At 42.5% G+C, this 16,204-nt stretch carries 15 protein-coding genes and 1 tRNA gene; 9 read left to right on the top strand and 7 right to left on the bottom strand.

The genetic code is table 11. The annotated features are described in order from the left end of the window. Window positions 1–246: 246 nt before the first annotated feature. Entirely contained in the window at window positions 247–813 is a 567-nt protein-coding gene (locus tag AACQ17_RS15385; RefSeq protein WP_026027787.1) for a PhnA domain-containing protein, read from the bottom strand. 203 nt (window positions 814–1,016) lie between these two features. Here AACQ17_RS15385 and AACQ17_RS15380 point away from each other — a divergent pair, with 203 nt between their 5' ends. From AACQ17_RS15380 to AACQ17_RS15365, 4 genes are all read left to right on the top strand, one after another. Then, the gene (locus tag AACQ17_RS15380) at window positions 1,017–2,099 is read left to right on the top strand and encodes a site-2 protease family protein (RefSeq protein WP_026028966.1); all 1,083 of its coding nucleotides are present in this window, start codon (window positions 1,017–1,019) and stop codon (window positions 2,097–2,099) included. A gap of 271 nt (window positions 2,100–2,370) precedes the next feature. Beyond that, window positions 2,371–2,823 carry a hotdog fold thioesterase gene (locus tag AACQ17_RS15375; RefSeq protein WP_166537997.1) on the top strand — a complete coding sequence of 151 codons (453 nt, stop codon included), beginning with the start codon at window positions 2,371–2,373 and terminating at the stop codon, window positions 2,821–2,823. 1 nt (window position 2,824) lies between these two features. Then, window positions 2,825–3,058, top strand: a complete 234-nt coding sequence (locus AACQ17_RS15370; protein WP_010320752.1) for a DUF3389 domain-containing protein — start codon at window positions 2,825–2,827, stop codon at window positions 3,056–3,058. Window positions 3,059–3,137: 79 nt separating this feature from the next. Then, window positions 3,138–4,826, top strand: coding sequence for an SgrR family transcriptional regulator (locus tag AACQ17_RS15365; RefSeq protein ID WP_017046920.1), 1,689 nt, complete (start codon window positions 3,138–3,140; stop codon window positions 4,824–4,826). Window positions 4,827–4,980: 154 nt separating this feature from the next. Here AACQ17_RS15365 and AACQ17_RS15360 read toward each other — a convergent pair whose 3' ends face one another. Next, window positions 4,981–6,585, bottom strand: coding sequence for an ABC-F family ATPase (locus tag AACQ17_RS15360; protein ID WP_013867813.1), 1,605 nt, complete (start codon window positions 6,583–6,585; stop codon window positions 4,981–4,983). A 267-nt stretch (window positions 6,586–6,852) separates the two neighbouring features. Beyond that, on the bottom strand, window positions 6,853–7,248 hold the full coding sequence (locus tag AACQ17_RS15355) for a PPC domain-containing DNA-binding protein (protein ID WP_094147029.1): 396 nt from the start codon (window positions 7,246–7,248) through the stop codon (window positions 6,853–6,855). A 164-nt stretch (window positions 7,249–7,412) separates the two neighbouring features. On the opposite strand from AACQ17_RS15355, the gene AACQ17_RS15350 reads away from it, so the two are divergent. Next, the gene (locus tag AACQ17_RS15350; protein ID WP_013867809.1) at window positions 7,413–8,081 is read left to right on the top strand and encodes a glutathione S-transferase family protein; all 669 of its coding nucleotides are present in this window, start codon (window positions 7,413–7,415) and stop codon (window positions 8,079–8,081) included. A 122-nt stretch (window positions 8,082–8,203) separates the two neighbouring features. Beyond that, on the top strand, window positions 8,204–8,653 hold the full coding sequence (locus AACQ17_RS15345) for an RNA-binding S4 domain-containing protein (RefSeq protein WP_206211628.1): 450 nt from the start codon (window positions 8,204–8,206) through the stop codon (window positions 8,651–8,653). Between the two features lie 59 nt (window positions 8,654–8,712). Here the strand turns inward: AACQ17_RS15345 and AACQ17_RS15340 are convergent, their stop codons facing one another. Further along, window positions 8,713–8,901 carry a hypothetical protein gene (locus tag AACQ17_RS15340; protein ID WP_013867807.1) on the bottom strand — a complete coding sequence of 63 codons (189 nt, stop codon included), beginning with the start codon at window positions 8,899–8,901 and terminating at the stop codon, window positions 8,713–8,715. 35 nt (window positions 8,902–8,936) lie between these two features. Then, window positions 8,937–11,291, bottom strand: a complete 2,355-nt coding sequence (locus AACQ17_RS15335; RefSeq protein WP_094148103.1) for a fatty acid cis/trans isomerase — start codon at window positions 11,289–11,291, stop codon at window positions 8,937–8,939. Between the two features lie 247 nt (window positions 11,292–11,538). On the opposite strand from AACQ17_RS15335, the gene AACQ17_RS15330 reads away from it, so the two are divergent. Together AACQ17_RS15330 and AACQ17_RS15325 are read left to right on the top strand one after the other, a co-directional pair. Beyond that, complete coding sequence (locus AACQ17_RS15330) at window positions 11,539–13,536, top strand: methyl-accepting chemotaxis protein (protein ID WP_029189957.1); 1,998 nt, start codon at window positions 11,539–11,541, stop codon at window positions 13,534–13,536. 163 nt (window positions 13,537–13,699) lie between these two features. After that, window positions 13,700–13,774 (top strand) — tRNA-Gly (locus tag AACQ17_RS15325). An 81-nt stretch (window positions 13,775–13,855) separates the two neighbouring features. On the opposite strand, the gene AACQ17_RS15320 is transcribed toward AACQ17_RS15325, so the two are convergent. Both AACQ17_RS15320 and AACQ17_RS15315 read right to left on the bottom strand, forming a co-directional pair. Further along, window positions 13,856–14,068, bottom strand: coding sequence for a cold-shock protein (locus tag AACQ17_RS15320; protein WP_013867804.1), 213 nt, complete (start codon window positions 14,066–14,068; stop codon window positions 13,856–13,858). A gap of 175 nt (window positions 14,069–14,243) precedes the next feature. Continuing rightward, window positions 14,244–15,608: a GGDEF domain-containing protein gene (locus tag AACQ17_RS15315; protein WP_017046915.1), complete on the bottom strand. Its 1,365-nt coding sequence runs from the start codon at window positions 15,606–15,608 to the stop codon at window positions 14,244–14,246. Window positions 15,609–15,722: 114 nt separating this feature from the next. On the opposite strand from AACQ17_RS15315, the gene AACQ17_RS15310 reads away from it, so the two are divergent. Continuing rightward, on the top strand, window positions 15,723–16,091 hold the full coding sequence (locus AACQ17_RS15310) for a late competence development ComFB family protein (RefSeq protein WP_094167653.1): 369 nt from the start codon (window positions 15,723–15,725) through the stop codon (window positions 16,089–16,091). Window positions 16,092–16,204 lie beyond the last annotated feature (113 nt).

Below are 16,204 nucleotides of genomic sequence, written 5' to 3'. Positions count from 1 at the left end.
GTTGATATTCTGTTTGTCGACCACAGCGAACCTCGCAGCTACTACGCGAATAATTTGTCTGGTCACATGCAGAAAGATATCGGTTTATACCGTTAATTCAATGTGTAGAGATGTAAAAGCCGACGGATTAAATCGTCGGCTTTTTTGTATTTAAAATTTACTAGTTTCACTGCTCATGAAAACAACGGTTTCCGAAAAACAAAGGCGCAAACTAAGTTGCGCCTTTGTTTTATTCGTCAATGGCTATTATTTTTTGCGACAGTATTCAGCAATGATATACATCGATTGGCCATTGGCTTTACCAGAGATCAACTTAGGATCGTCGCTTAAACTGATACCGCGAACCACAGTACCCTGTTTAATGACTTGGCTTGAGCCTTTGATAGGGAGATCTTTAATGATGGTCACGTCGTCGCCTTTTTTCAGTTCTACGCCATTCACATCACGAGGCTTTTCTGCATCATCATCCATACCAATTTCAGCCCATTTTGCAGCTTCTTCTTCAAGATACATCATATCAAGTAGGTCTTGAGCCCAACCCTCAGTGGCCGCAAGGCGCTTAAGTTGACGCCACGCCAGTACTTGAACGGGTTGCTCTTGGCTCCACATGCTGTCGTTCAAACAACGCCAATGGTTCACATCTACTGTTTCTGGGTTCTCAATTTGGCCTTTGCAGACATCACACAACATAACGGCATGGTCAACAGTAACCATAGTGTGTGGCGCTACCACAAATGGAGCTAATGGAGATTCTGATGAACAAAGCTCACATTTTGATTGGCTGCGTTCAAGTAAAGTTGCTTCAGTAGACATAGTACCCACCTTGTAAAAATATGTAAGCGCGTATTATCCACGTTACGACTGGAATTAAAAGGGGAGATGGCAAAAAGCTTGGTATTCGTGAGGGAATTGAACTAAGTCATCTTCAATAGTAAGAAAATGGGCATCGTGCTTTACGCTGTTATTGCTCAAAGGCATAATGAACGCCGTTTTTATGTTTGTATGTAGGTATCACTGTGGAACTCCTTTCCGCTCCATTTTTAGGAAAATCACTTCGTCTCGAAGGTTCAATGTCAGGCTGGCAGCAACTCTATTGGGATAATCAACTGGTCGCGCAATGCGATGCGACAGGGAATATCGAGGCGACAACGACCCATAGATTTCAGTTGTTAAGTGGTGAAACGCCGATCCAGTGTGAGCTGAATGTCGAGCTGAGTTGGCAGCCTTTTAAACTTCGTTATCAGGCATTAGTCAATGGTGACATTGTCACGCAAGGTGAGCGTTCAGAAAAAGACATTGAAAAACAAACACCATATAGCCCGCCAAAGCCGGAGCGACGTTTTAGCCTTATTGGTCTAGTCTCACTTGGTATGAAAGCACTGAAAAGTGCCAAGCTGATTAAAGTTGTTCTGGCGTCAGCAAGTATCGCAGCCTATTCGTGGTTATTTTCCTTCCAGTTTGCTATGGCGCTTATTGCCTGTTTGGTGTTCCATGAATTTGGCCATATCAAAGCGATGAAGTATTTTGGTATGAAGACTAAAGGCATTTATCTCATTCCATTTCTTGGTGGCTTGGCATTAAGTGATGAAAAAATCAATACACGTTGGCAAGATGTAGTGATCTCAATTATGGGGCCATTTTTTGGTTTGCTTCTCTCGGTTGTGCTGGTTGTCGTTTATTGGATAACAGGAGAGATATTTTTTGCTGGCCTTGCTGTTTTTAATGCCTTTCTTAATCTCTTCAATCTATTGCCTATATTGCCGCTTGATGGTGGTCACGTGTTAAAAAGCATCAGCTTTTCTATGAACAGCACTTTGGGGATTGCGTTGTGTGCTCTTGCGGCGATCGCTGGTGTCATTTTGAGCTATTGGCTTGGATTAACCCTGTTCGGCTTTTTATTGATTATGGGCAGCATTGAAATTGTGATGGAATGGAAGCAGCGTCATCAAAGTCATTTGCTACCTCTGAATCGATATGGACAAATTGTAGCTTCACTTTGGTATGTCAGCTTAGTGGCTGCACTTATCGCTATTATTTGGGGTTTTGCAACGACAGGGGATGAGCTGCTACAACTGCCATTACGCATTTTAGGTACTTGATTCGGTACGTTGACACTTGTAAGCCATGTATCAGAGCATTTTTTGTGCTCATCTTTAAGCGCTTAAATGACATCTTTGTATGAAGAGGCTTCTTAGCACCGATAAACTGCTAATGACAACACTGCAGTTAATATTTATGAGCGATCGGATCTGTCTCGAAAATGTGTAGTTGGCAGGATCTCAATCGCTGGAACTGACTGATTACTCGCTGCAAGTTGTTACTGTTTAAGTATAGAATGAATCTCTTTTACGATGAATGAGACAAAAAAGCATGGATATTTGGAAGAAGCCTATCGATTTAATAACGTTAAACACCACCTCCAAAAACACCTTGATAGAGCATCTCAATATTATTTATACCGATTATACTGATCACTCTTTGTCTGCGACCATGCCTGTTTGTCACTTTACCCATCAGCCGCTTGGTATGCTGCATGGTGGCGCCTCGGTGGTACTTGCGGAAACCCTAGGTTCAGTTGCCGCGAACTTCAGTGTGGATCAAGAACACTATTGTGTAGGGTTAGACATTAATGCTAATCATGTTCGCGCCATGCGAGAGGGGATGGTTATAGGAACAGCGACACCTATCCATCTTGGTATTTCAACGCAAGTATGGCAAATCAATATCACTGATGAGCGCGAACGTTTGGTGTGCACCAGCCGTTTGACGGTCGCAGTACAAAAAATTCGTAACCGTTCTCAAGCTATCAAGGTTGATTTATAAAATGGTGATTGAATTTTCAGGTGGAAAAATCATCGTAACACCCCATGAATTAGTGGTACGAGTATTGGGTGATCTCGCCATCACGCTACAAGCCCAAGCCGATGCTGTTCAGCTCATTGGGAGAGGGGCGAATGTCATCTCTGTAAATTGCTCAGAAAGTAAATGGTCGATTAAGTTGGACAACGAAGAGCAAATTCAGCAACTTTCTCAACAACTCGGCTGTAATATTCTTTAAACAGTGATTAAGACTATTGCATAACCAATATAAAATGAGGAAACTATCTCTGTTTTTTATAAACTGAGATTTCCTCTTTATGAGTAGCCCACGACTTCGCGTTCAATTTGAATCCTTATTTGAGCACTTTAACGGCCAAGATGTTGGTGTCCAGCTAGAAGAGATCACCGAGATCCTTTTCTGCACACGCCGTAATGCGCGTATTGTTCTAAATAAAATGGAGGATGAAGGCTGGATAGAATGGCGTCCTGCGGCGGGGCGTGGAAAATTATCCGATCTCATTTTTAAACGTAGTCGCAGTGATGTCAGTGAAAACCTTGCGCGTCGATACTTAGATGAAGGTAAAATTGGCCATGCATTCTCGGTACTGGATCAAGATGCGGCGAAACTGACGCAAGTGATCCAAAGCTATCTTGGTGTTCAGCATCAAGAAGGTCTGCAAGTCATACGGTTGCCTTATTATCGCCCGCTTTCAATGCTAAACCCGCTAAAATCCATGCGTCGATCTGAGCAACATATCGTAATGCAAATTTTTAGTGGATTAACGCGGCTAGATGAGTATGAACAGCTGCAGCCAGATCTCGCACATACATGGGAATCGGTGACAGCAACACATTGGCGTTTTTATCTTCGCCCAGGGGTTCGTTTCCACAATGGTGATTTGCTTACCACCGACGGTGTTATCCAAAGTTTGTGGGAATTGCGATTTCTGAATTTATTCTCCCATCTTGATAGGATCAGCTCGCCCTCCAACTGGGTTATCGATATCTTTTTACAAAAAGCGGATAGTCGCTTACCGCTTCTTTTATCTGAGTCATGTGCCAAGATTTTACTACCAGAGTCCAATCGTAGTGATAATTTTGATTTAATGCCGATTGGTACTGGCCCTTACAAAGTCATTTTAAATGATGAAAAACGCTTAGTTTTGCAAGCGTTTGATGGATATTTTGGATTTAGGCCTTTGTTAGACCGGGTCGAAGTGTGGGTGATTGACGAAGTACATTCTTCGATGGTTTTTCCTAGCTTATCGCATCCGATAAAAACAAAACGAGGTTCATTTACAGAAGACGTGGATCTTGATCCCGGCTGTACTTACTTGTTACTCAATCGAAAAAATGGCGTCGCCGCGGATGTAAATTGGGCTCGCTACCTTACCAATAAGCTCAGTACTCTCAACCTATTTCGTCAATTACCAGAAGACAAAGTGGTCGAGTTGGGGGTGTTACCTGCTTATGGCCTGAAACCGGGCTGGTATCATCAGTCATCGGGAGATGTTGCCGCTACACCGCCGGGCGAGCGTTCGATCACCATTGCATATCATGCTCAACATCCTATGTTTCCAAGCTTAGTAAAAACAATACAACAGCTGTTAAAAGAAGATGGAATTTCGGTGGAGCTTGTTAAATATGATTTGACGGTTGAAGACACCGATGCTGTCGATGTTTGGGTCAAACCGATGGGAATTGCCAACCATAGAGAAGATGCGTTAGCAGGATGGTTACTTGATTACAGTGATATCGAGCATTTAAGCCGCGCTGAAGATTTTTCGTATTGGTGCCAGTTAGTGGATGAATGGCGCGCTGATCCAAATGCCATATTTCCGGCCAAAGAGATTGGCAAGTCTTTGATAGAAAAACAGCAAGTTATCCCGATGTTCCACTGTTGGTTAGGGATAAGCAAAGATCAATGTGGTGCATTACAAAACGCGAAATGCAACGCGTTAGGCTGGTTTGATTTTAGCAATGTTTGGGTTAAACCAGAGTTATAACAAATTACAGTGATACCCAAACGACTTGAAGTTAAGTCGGCGGCTTGTCACTGGCCGATAAAATAAGCTAAGACTAAACAGTAGAATCTAAATTATCCGTTGTTGCCGTCATTTCTGGCGGCAACAAGTATCAGGAGCTATGACGTTGGTTTGATTACGCCGCAGCTAACAATTTTTGCTGATGAGCCAAGTATTCATCGTACGTTCCTTGGAAGTAGACCAACTGTTTGTTTTTCACATCAATGATCGAAGTGGCCAGCGAAGAGACAAACTCGCGATCGTGGCTAACAAAAATCAGTGTCCCCGTGTAGGACTTTAGCGCGTTATTGAGCGCCTCAATCGCTTCCATATCCATGTGGTTGGTTGGCTCGTCCATGATCAGCACGTTGATATCTTGCATCATTAGTTTGCCAAATAGCAGACGGTTCTTCTCACCACCCGAGCAGTTTCTTGCTTTCTTATTCACATCATCAGCTGTAAAGAGTAGTCGGCCAAGAATGGCACGCACCATCAAATCATCATGTTTTACGGTGCGCCACTGCGAGATCCAATCAAAGATAGTCAGATCGTTATCAAAATCGACAGTACTGTCTTGAGGGCAATAGCCAATTGAGGCATTCTCAGACCACTTCACCACACCTTGGTTGGCCTGAAGCTCTTTGACTAAGCAGCGTAGAAAGGTTGTTTTACCGACGCCGTTTTCACCAATTACCGCCAAACGTGAGCCCGCCTCAAGCAGCAGATTACCACCGTTGAAGAGCTGTTCATCGTCAAAAGCGTGGCCGAGATTTTGTAGTTCAAGTGCAAGGCGATGCAGTTTCTTACCTTCACCAAAATCAATCGAAGGACTGATGCGGCTTGAGGATTTCACTTCATCAAGCTTGATCTTGTCCATTTTTTTTGCGCGTGAGCTAGCCTGTTTTGCTTTTGAAGCATTGGCACCAAAGCGGTTAACGAAGTCTTGCAGTTCGTTGATCTCGGCCGCTTTTTTCGCGTTGCCAGAGAGCAACTGCTCTCGAATCAAGCTTGACGCTTCAAGAAAATACTCATAATTACCCGGATAAATACGCAGTTCACCGTAATCAATATCAGCCATATGGGTACACACTGAGTTCAAAAAGTGACGGTCATGGGAAATAATAATCATGGTGCATTTACGCTGATTAAGTTCTTCAGCCAACCAACCAATGGTGTGGATGTCTAAGTTGTTGGTTGGCTCATCGAGCAGCAAAATATCTGGGTTGGCAAACAAGGCTTGCGCCAACAAAACGCGCAGTTTCCAACCAGGAGCCACTTGTTGCATCAAGCCAAAATGAAACGATTCCTCAATTCCCGCTTTTAACAAAATATCACCCGCGCGACTTTCGGCGGTGTAACCATCCATTTCAGCGTATTCGCTCTCAAGCTCGGCGACTTTCATGCCGTCGGCTTCGCTCATCTCGGCTAATGAATAAATGCGGTCACGCTCTTGCTTGATCTCCCATAGTTTACGGTCACCCATAATCACGGCATCAATTACCGTGTATTGTTCGAACGCAAACTGATCTTGGCTCAGCACACCCAATTTTAGCCCTGGTGTAATGGAGACGTTGCCTGAGCTGGGAGTTAACGCGCCACTCAAGATCTTCATGAACGTCGATTTACCACAGCCGTTAGCGCCAATCAAACCGTAGCGATTGCCGTTACCGAATTTTGCAGAAATGTTTTCAAATAAAGGCTCAGCGCCAAATTGCATGGTGATATTTGCGGTAGAGATCAAGAGAGTTTTCCTAGGTATTCAGTTTAGCGAATCAGTGATGTGCAGACGCCAAATCAACAGAACATAAACAATGGTTAAATAGGCGGCGAATTATACAGAGTTATTACAAAAAGAACAGATGTGAGAGATAGCTCACAGACGGAAATTGCTCAACGTCGAATTGCCTATCGTTATTGGGGAGAAATGGGTGAATAAAAAACACGCTTCACCACATTTTACAGAATGCAGACTAGTATATGCACATTCACTTTTATCATTAAAGGGATTTTAACAAGGTGCCACCAGCTCACTGTAGCCCGTTTGATTATCAAATTCTCGCTCAAACACTAAGTCAGGATAGGAATGTAAAATCAGCTCTGCGGTAGTATTGACAAGACAACCATCCAAAAGATGACCACCGATCACTTTGCCTGTTTTATCTGCAACCGCAATGTGCAAGTGTTGATGAGATGCGGTTAGCGTGCCAATCAAAGAGACAATTTCAAATGCATCAACAAGGTGTAGCTCTGAAGAGCCATCAGCGAGGCGGATGCGCATTTCAGATAGGCACCCGACACAAGAAGCGATGTTACCCGCTTGTATGTTCTCTTGCTTTATCAACGCGGCAATAGATTGCTTTAAGTCGTGGCCTTTTATTAAGCGAGACACTGTCACTTTTATCATAGATAATTCGTTATAAAATTATGGGTTATGTTTAGTTTATCGTGCATGAGAGTTTACGTCTAAAGAGATTACTGCTTATATCCTTGTTGAGACACAAAGTGGCAATTTTGCTATTTGCTTAAATCCGTTGAGCAACGTCCATCATTTCACCGAGGAGCCTAAGAATGATTGAACTGTATACCGCAGCAACGCCGAATGGTCAGAAAATCTCCATTGCATTAGAAGAAATGGGGTTGCCATACAAGGTCAACGCTTTTGATCTTTCAACCAATCAGCAAAAAGAGCCTGAGTTTACGGCCATCAATCCGAATGGACGCATTCCCGCAATTGTAGATAAAGATAACGATGATTTTCCAGTATTTGAATCTGGGGCAATTTTGCTTTACTTGGCAGAAAAAACGGGAAAATTTCTGCCCGTAGATCCGAAAGCCCGCTCTCAAGTGATCCAATGGTTAATGTTTCAAATGGGAGGCGTAGGGCCGATGATGGGACAAGCGAACGTCTTCTTTCGTTACTTTCCAGAAAAAATACAACCTGCCATTGATCGTTACCAAAAAGAAGGGCGACGTCTATTTGAAGTCATGGATAGCCAATTAGAGCATCACCGTTATCTTGCGGGTGATGAATACACCATCGCCGATATCGCAACATGGCCATGGGTGAGAATTTACGAATGGAGTGGCATTAATATTGACGGGCTCGAGCACCTACAACGTTGGTTGGCGGAAATCGCGCAACGCCCTGCAGTGATTAAGGGGCTTACCGTGCCACCACCAAGTCAAGAAAGCGATGAACAGCGAGCGGAACGCATTCAGAAAATGGTGACAAGGTAACCTGAGTGATGTGTGTATGACAAAACGGTGGGCTTATAAGTTCAGTTGAAGTATTTAACTGTGGTTCCTAATTTGTGCATTTAGCATTACACTGCGTGAAAATTCGTGATAAGAAAAACGTAATGATTAACGATAAAGACACATTAGAAAACGAAGAAATTGAAATAGAGGCGATTGGTATTGAAGTTTCGTCGCAACCTATTGAGCTTTATAAGGTGTTAAAGATTGCTAACCTAGTGGATGGTGGCGGGCAAGCAAAATTCCTGATTAGCGATGGTTACGTGGCAGTCAATGGAGAACTTGAAACTCGAAAACGACGTAAAATGTACAATGGGGATTTTCTTGAATTTAACCAGGAGTACTACGTTGTATTGTGTGATCAACCCGTGACTGAAGTACCTGAAACTGATGTGACGTCGGTAGTGGCAGCAACAAATGTGCCTAAGCCGAAGCAAAAGGCGTCAAAAACCAAACCGGCTAGAAATAAGCCGACGACCACAAAGAAAGAGAACTCCGATGCACCTAAAAGCAAAGATGCTGAAAGTGGCCGTAACTCAATAGACTTTTTCTAATTTTCTGTTTTTTAATGATCTGATAAATAGACGGGAGCGATATGGCTCCCGTCTTTTATTCAGCGCCATTCGTCATTTGTTGTCGAACCGCTATTTAACCCATTAGGATCATCATCAAAAGGGTGTTGTGCCTTATACAGTAACACTTCCAACTGATGTTCTAACTGATTAACTGTCTCATAGTCACCTTCAGAACAGGCTACATAAATTTGTTGTTCTAGTGCTTCAATGCTGTCGCGTATGGTCATTTGGCACCTCTCATCTCACCCATTAAAGGTGACTTTTATCTGTTTTCAAATCTATTGTAGTCAAGTAAACCAGATTCGACAGGTTGATTTTTTCGATACCATGCATGAACTTTATCGCTGAACGGCCAAAACTTCGAAGAACTGCGGCGAATGGCGAACCTATCGAGCAACTTAACGTAGTCCTGCTCATTTTGCATTTTACTCAATAGCATCACCAATTCTGCGATCTCGTGTTCATGCAATGACAAATAAGCAGAAGGGTAACTGCCAATGACACCTCTCACTAGAGTCAAATCATCATTCGCTGGGTCACGGTTGCTTTGTTCATCAAATAGACTTGAAATATTGAGATGGGCGTTATTGTGTAACAAAGTAAACAGTTGATCCTCTCCGTTTTCAGCCGTGATCATCAACATCATAATTTGTGGCACAGCCAACAACCCTTCACCTTTGATCTTATTAATGCTATTTAACATCTGTTCACTACGCTTTGAAAAACCAGTGTCAATTATCGAATAACGATTTGATAACACAGGTTGAAGCTCAGACTTCAAAAGATCAAACAACTCAGATTTTGGATCTTGCGTGTGGTAAACAATACTGGTCGGTTGATCAAAAGGGGCAACGTTACGTTGCAAAAAGTCACTGAGTTGAGTGCTTTGATTTTGATACCAACTTGACTGCTCTTGGTGCCTTATCTCTCTAGGCAGCAGAGAGACAAAATTACTTTCACCTTCAAGACGCAGAAAATCCATAAACATGCGAGTAATGAGCTGGTGGCCGAAATTGCCGTAAACATCAAAACCCGCCACCAGTAAATAATGGATTCTTTCTAGTAGGGCATAGTCTAACACCCATGCTGTTTTGGGTTTTTCTCCCACTAAACCTTGCACTACCGATGCACTATCGAAATGCCTAAAAATAGTCAGTGCCGCATTCGGGTTATAGCCATCACCCATCCACAGTACATCCGTGGTTAAGTTCTCGCCATTTTTGAACCACTGATGATTAGTAAATTCAGACTTTGCCTTCAAATAACGTGCTTGTTGATGCGCATAACGGACCCAATGAGTAATAGGCAACGTGTTACTTTCCAACTCGCTTGGCAGTTTTAGATTCGCGGCTTGCGATCGATAAAATTGATTCACTTCGGGTAAATCAGCTTTCTCTGGGTCTAGAAAGAACACCCAAAAATGGTCGTTAATAACATTCAGGGCTAGCTGGCCACGACACACTGGCCCTTTGATGAAAGCCATGATGGTGTTTTGAGCATTGTCTAACATAAATCGAAAGCGTGCTTTAACCGGAAGGGCATCAAATGCCGTCATCGGATTGGCGGCAACTTCAATATCATAGCTAGGCAAAACCGAGACTTGATAATTAGGTTGAATGAACCATGCTTGCCAATCATCAAGACGTTTTTTATTCAACGCATAGGGTAAATGAGTTTTATCTACGATACTGCCTTGCTCAGGGATCAAACGGTAGTAGACGCGTTCTACACCAGGATTATCGTAAGGACGCCTTGTCGCAATTCGGTTAACAGGCTCGCCCGGGGGCGTTGTCGAACGTATCAAAGTGAAAAATCTAGGCTGACCAGCAAGTTCAGAAAAATAAAGGTGAGAAAGAAAAAGATGCTCGTAGATATAACGAGCCATTAACTGATTCTTTGCTGTACCTTTATTTAAAAAGTTTTCGTATTGCGCAACCGATTTCTCCTGATCAGAAGTGAGCGGAATATGGCCATTCATGATTGCGCCATCTCTTAGCCACGTGAGTAGCGTATTGTATTCAAGAGGGCTAAGATTTGGCATGCCATAAGGCATTCCCCACGTTGGGTGATCTTGTTTGTACTGTCCGTACTCTTCAATTGTTGGACAAACTTGTTCGCGATCTATCGAAAAATCAAAACCTTTTAGCTGATCTTGTTCTGGTAACGGATGTTCCTCTTTTTGCATTAATAATTTCGCGACTAATCCTGCTTCTAGATTTGCGGTAGGCGTTTGAGATCTCTCGTTCAGCACAGGATGAAAACCAAAATTTCGCCACTGCTCTGTGTATTGTGCATCTTCAAACAAACGGGTAGGAGCCGACGCCGTCAGACGCGTACCATGATAAACCAACGCTTTACTGGCTCCACGATCAATCCCTTCAACTGAAGACATTTTTAGCTGGCAGGGCGCATCATAACAGGCGTGACAGACCACGCAGCGCTGATCGATGATGGGTTTAACATCATTTAAAAAGAAAGAGGCTTCTTTTGAATCTACTGGCGATTGTCTTGACTGAACGCTTGCTTCACCAAACAGTTGGTCATAGTTCAAGCCCGCATACATTGCACATCCTGAAAAAAACACGATGCTAAGAATAATAAGTCGATGAAAAGACATAACATGAGAAATTTAGGAATATTTGTCCCAATTAAAGCAAAGATTAACAAAATGCACCACAAAACGATGAAAATAGCGCATTAGGGATGATAAATCGCCCGAGTGGAATAAACGCCACAACTGAACGCACAATGATCAATTTAGGGTTATAAGACGAGTATACGGTAGACTCGCATTGGCTATACGCATTTAATAAACCCATTGAACCCGCTATAGTTAAACGAAGAAAATTTTGAGGAGTCAAAGGATGAAACTCTCGATATCAGGGAAGTTGCAATTAAGTTTTTTATTGCTGGTGGTGCTTCTTATCATTTCGACCTTTTTTACCTATCGCAGTATTACGCAAGTCGAAACTCACACCAATTCATTGCTGCAAACGGATCTGCCAACCGTGAATACTAGCCGAAATATTCAGCAGTCGATGCAAGAGGTTATTTCAACGTTACGCGCCTATTTATTGGTGGGTTCTCAAAGTGCAGTGGGTGCAACGCAACTGACAAAACTTGAAACTATTATTGGACAGATGGACAAAACGGTACCGGTGTTAGAAACGCTGATTCTCAGTGAGCAATACACCGCGATCATAAGCGAATGGGCAGCAATCAAAGCGCATATCCAAGGCATCGTATTACTGAGCCAAAGTGAGGATAATTTACCTGCCCACACATTATTCATTAACGAGGCCGCCCCCATAGCAGAAGTTGCCCTTGACCAGTTACAAGGGCTGATTAACGACGAGTCGACTAACAAAGAAGGAGGGGAGCGGAAACGTCTCTTTAAATTGTATGCTGACAGCTATAATTCGTTAGCTAATGCACTGGCATCGTTGCGAGATTTCTTACTGTATGCGAAGCCTGAACATCTCGAAAAATATCAAGACTTAATTAACTCTCATAACCAATCTGTTGCTGAAATTGTGGAAAAGTCCTCTTTGCTATCGGATGATGAACAGAGTCTTTGGTCATTATTTAATGAGATGCAGCAGCTTTATTTCCCACTCGCACAGCAGGTGATTGCAATACGCCAATCTGAGCAATGGAACGGCGTCAATCAAAAAATGGCCACACAACTTATGCCTGCCGTAGATAAAATGACTAACCGTCTTGAAGATGTTATCGCCACTCAACAATCAAAAGCAGAGCAAAGTGGCGAAAGGATGAGTCGTAGCATTAGTAATGTGATTAACGTGTTATTTATCATGATTGCCGTGACTGTTTCAGTTGCTGTTTTGCTTTCCAATTACTTAGGTAAGAATATCGGCCGCAGAGTGAGTCGAATCGGAAAGAGAGCCGAAATCATTGCGGCAGGAGATGTCTCTCAACCAGCACTTTTGTGTGAAGGTAGCGACGAGCTATCTCAGCTTACCGCCGCGATAAACAATATGAACAACTCACTGCGAACGATCGTTCAGGGAGTCAGTACCAAAGCGCAACAGGTCAGTCAAAACATGGATGAGCTTCTGAACTATAACTCAAACACTCGGCAGCAAGTACAGCAGCAGCGAGCAAGTATTGAGCAGGTTACAGTACGTTTGAGCGATGTGGCGCAGTATTCTATGGCGACCGCAGAAAAAGCAGAACAATCTACGCAATCTCTTTTGTTATCACAAAATGAGCTCAAAGAGGGTGCCTCGGCGCTAGAACAAAATAGAAAAAGTATTGATAAGCTTGATCAAACCATACAAAAGGCAACGCAATTGGTGCTCGATCTTAGTCGAGAAAGCGAATCGATTGGGCGTGTGACCGAAGTAATAGAGGGATTAGCGGAACAAACTAACCTTCTGGCCTTAAATGCGGCGATTGAGGCCGCAAGAGCCGGAGAATATGGACGAGGCTTTGCTGTGGTAGCGGATGAAGTTAGGCTGCTGGCGACTCGAACCACTCAATCAACCACAGAAATTAACACTATTATAAACGCCATACAGTCAGCGACTGCGGCTGTGGTCAATGAAATTAACATGAGTCAGAACCTTGCCAATGAAGGTGCGGCGCAGACCATCCACGCCTTCAACAAAATGATGGACGTACAAGGAAAAATAACGGCGTTAGATAAGGAAATGCACCAGTTATCCTCGGCGGCCGATCTGCAACAACAATCAACACACCAAATGACTCAATTCATGCAAGAAGTTGTCAATTCGGTGGAAAGTGTGGCAAGTATTAGCCAAATCTCAAACCAAACGTCAGCGCAAGTAAAAGATAATGTCACTGTACTCAATCAAGAAATGGAAAAGTTCAAAATTTAAACGCAAGAGTAGATATTCAATTGAGTTAAAAATAACCAAAAGCACACAAATCTCAACCAATTGAATTTACTTTGTTTATTTACTGTTCGCTTGAACGGGTTTTGATAAAAAATGGGTTTTCTTTTTTGCTAACTGTGGCATAGTGACAGCGTCAATTCGGTGCGCGGGCATCGTATAATGGCTATTACCTCAGCCTTCCAAGCTGATGATGCGGGTTCGATTCCCGCTGCCCGCTCCAATATTCTCGTATTTATCCAGTCTACTAGAAACAAAAAATCCACCCTAGAAAGAGTGGATTAGAGTCGTTCTTTTTAAAAATTTAAACGGGACTGACGCTTTCTGCTTGTGGCCCTTTTTGACCATCAGTGATTACAAAACTCACCTTTTGGCCATCGACTAAGTTGCGGCGCCCTTCACCCGTAATAGCGGAAAAATGTACAAATACATCTTTGCTGCCATTATCTGGGGTAATAAAGCCAAAACCTTTATCTTGGTTGAACCACTTTACAATTCCGTTTACTTTTTCACTCATAATCTTACTCTTGCTATGTTGTTTTGACGTTGCGAAACAGTTGCAACATGAATAACTTAACCAAAGTATTTTGCACAATCTAATGAAGTTTCTGTGAATGTGATGTACGCCTTGTTGAGTATCAAATTTTGCGATTTCTATACCAAAATGTGATGCATTAAATCAAGGTAACTGTTCATACTTCAACTCTATTTCTGCCGTTTTGTTTAGCTTTATAGAGCGCTTGATCCGCAATTTTTAACACTGCTTCAGGTTTTTCTGAGGCGTAGCTATCAGCAACGCCAATACTAACCGTAATAGAGACAAGATTTGATGGTGTTTTCTGCTCACGCTTCTTGGAACCGAGCTTATCGTCTTTTGGTCTGTCTTCTGCGTTCCTAATGACCATTTGGTACTGTTCAATATCTTTGCGAAGCAAATCTAAGTAGATTGCAGCTTGCTGTGCATTTTTTCCTTTAAATAGGATGGTAAACTCTTCACCACCGTAGCGATAAACACGTGCGTTTCCTTGAGTCAACAATAAACGGCTAGCAATCAACTTAAGCACATCATCGCCAGTGTCATGACCATAGTGATCATTGAACTGCTTAAAATGGTCTATATCTAGCATCGCTATCGCATATTTTTTGCCTAAGTATTTGATGTCAAGATCTAAGGCGTGGCGACCTGGGATACCCGTTAAGCGATCAATAAATGCCATTTTATGGCCCGCCGAAATTAGATATAAGATCAATAAAACCCCGGCTAGAGAGAAAAGTGTGCTTGAGATATAACTCACGTGGAAAAAAATAAAGGTGACGGAGGAGAGTAAAATACTGGCGTAAATGCTGGTGTCTAAGATCTGGTTTCGCGTGAGCACAAATATTGCGGAGACCCCAATTAATGCCAAGAGGTACATCACCAACAAAAATGGCAATTTCGATATTTTCGGTATAGTTACTAACAAAACCTGGCTAAAATTCTCAAATCCGCCATCACTGACGTACATCAAAGTAACAACGGCCCAAAACATTAACAGCAGCAAAATAGCGATGTATAAGCCATAAGTTTTACTCAATACAGTAGCATTACTTCCTAACGCATAAGGTACTAAACACAAAACGGGTAATAACAAACTTAATAACGAAAGCTCTAGCAAGGTTGTTCCCGTAGAAAGGGGCATCTGTAAGCGCCACTGGATGATTGCGTAGGCCACCATCATCGCTGTCGAGATCATAGCCAAACGCCCTTGCTTAAAAATGTGTCCTAATGCGATTGCTACCGTGAAAAGAATATAAGGCAGGTTACTAGCGAAGCCAATATTGGCGCTAGTGATCAGAATGACGTTTTCCATCCCCAACATAATGGCTATTAGCAACCCTATTGGGAATAAGAATCGAAACCAATGAGATGATACAAAACTTGTCGGCATTAATAATACAAATATGACCTTTGTGGCATTTAAAATTAAAATTGATAATAAGGCCCATAGCATACTTTTATTTAATAGATTGCCAAGCTTTTTGCTAGACTTACTAAATGAAAGCGAGCACTTGAACAAAGTTTAGACGACAACGCATCTAAAAGTTGTATAAAATCACCAAGGTACGCTAAGTTGTTACTGCTAAGTTCTATCTAAATATTTTGATTAGTACGAAGAGGAAGGAGTGTAAGGATGCAAATCAGTGTTGATGTACATAATTACATGGAAACACTTGTCGGACGCGTATTGGCTGAAGATAAGTATGTAAATCACTATGATAATGAGCAGCTTGCCGATCTCGCATGCTTATCCCTTGCTCAATTGAGACCGATCTATATTCGATACGACATAGATTTTCTCTCTGCGCTACCTGAAGAAAAATTGGTCATACTTAAAGAGAATGCACAAGTTGCCGTTGAATCGGCGGAAAGCATGATCGTTAATGATCGACGTAGACACAGAGAAGATGATATTCCTATCATTCTAGGCCAATTGCGCTTTGACGATAACTTAGAACTAGAGTGGTTCGAGAAGCCGATTATTGAAACAAGCAAGTCTTAAAGGAGCTCTTGTGGGATTTTTTTCTGGTTTATTTAATCAGGGGGAGGCCTGTCTCTTAAACACATTCCCGACCCCACAAACCGGGCGAAATTCCCTGATCCCGCTTTTTGTTT

The sequence above is a fragment of the Vibrio sp. V10_P2A27P122 genome (assembly GCF_963874335.1).
GTDB classification, from domain to species: domain Bacteria; phylum Pseudomonadota; class Gammaproteobacteria; order Enterobacterales; family Vibrionaceae; genus Vibrio; species Vibrio anguillarum.
Note: the sequence above shows the minus strand (reverse complement) of the source record. Positions and strands in the feature narration are given on the sequence as shown.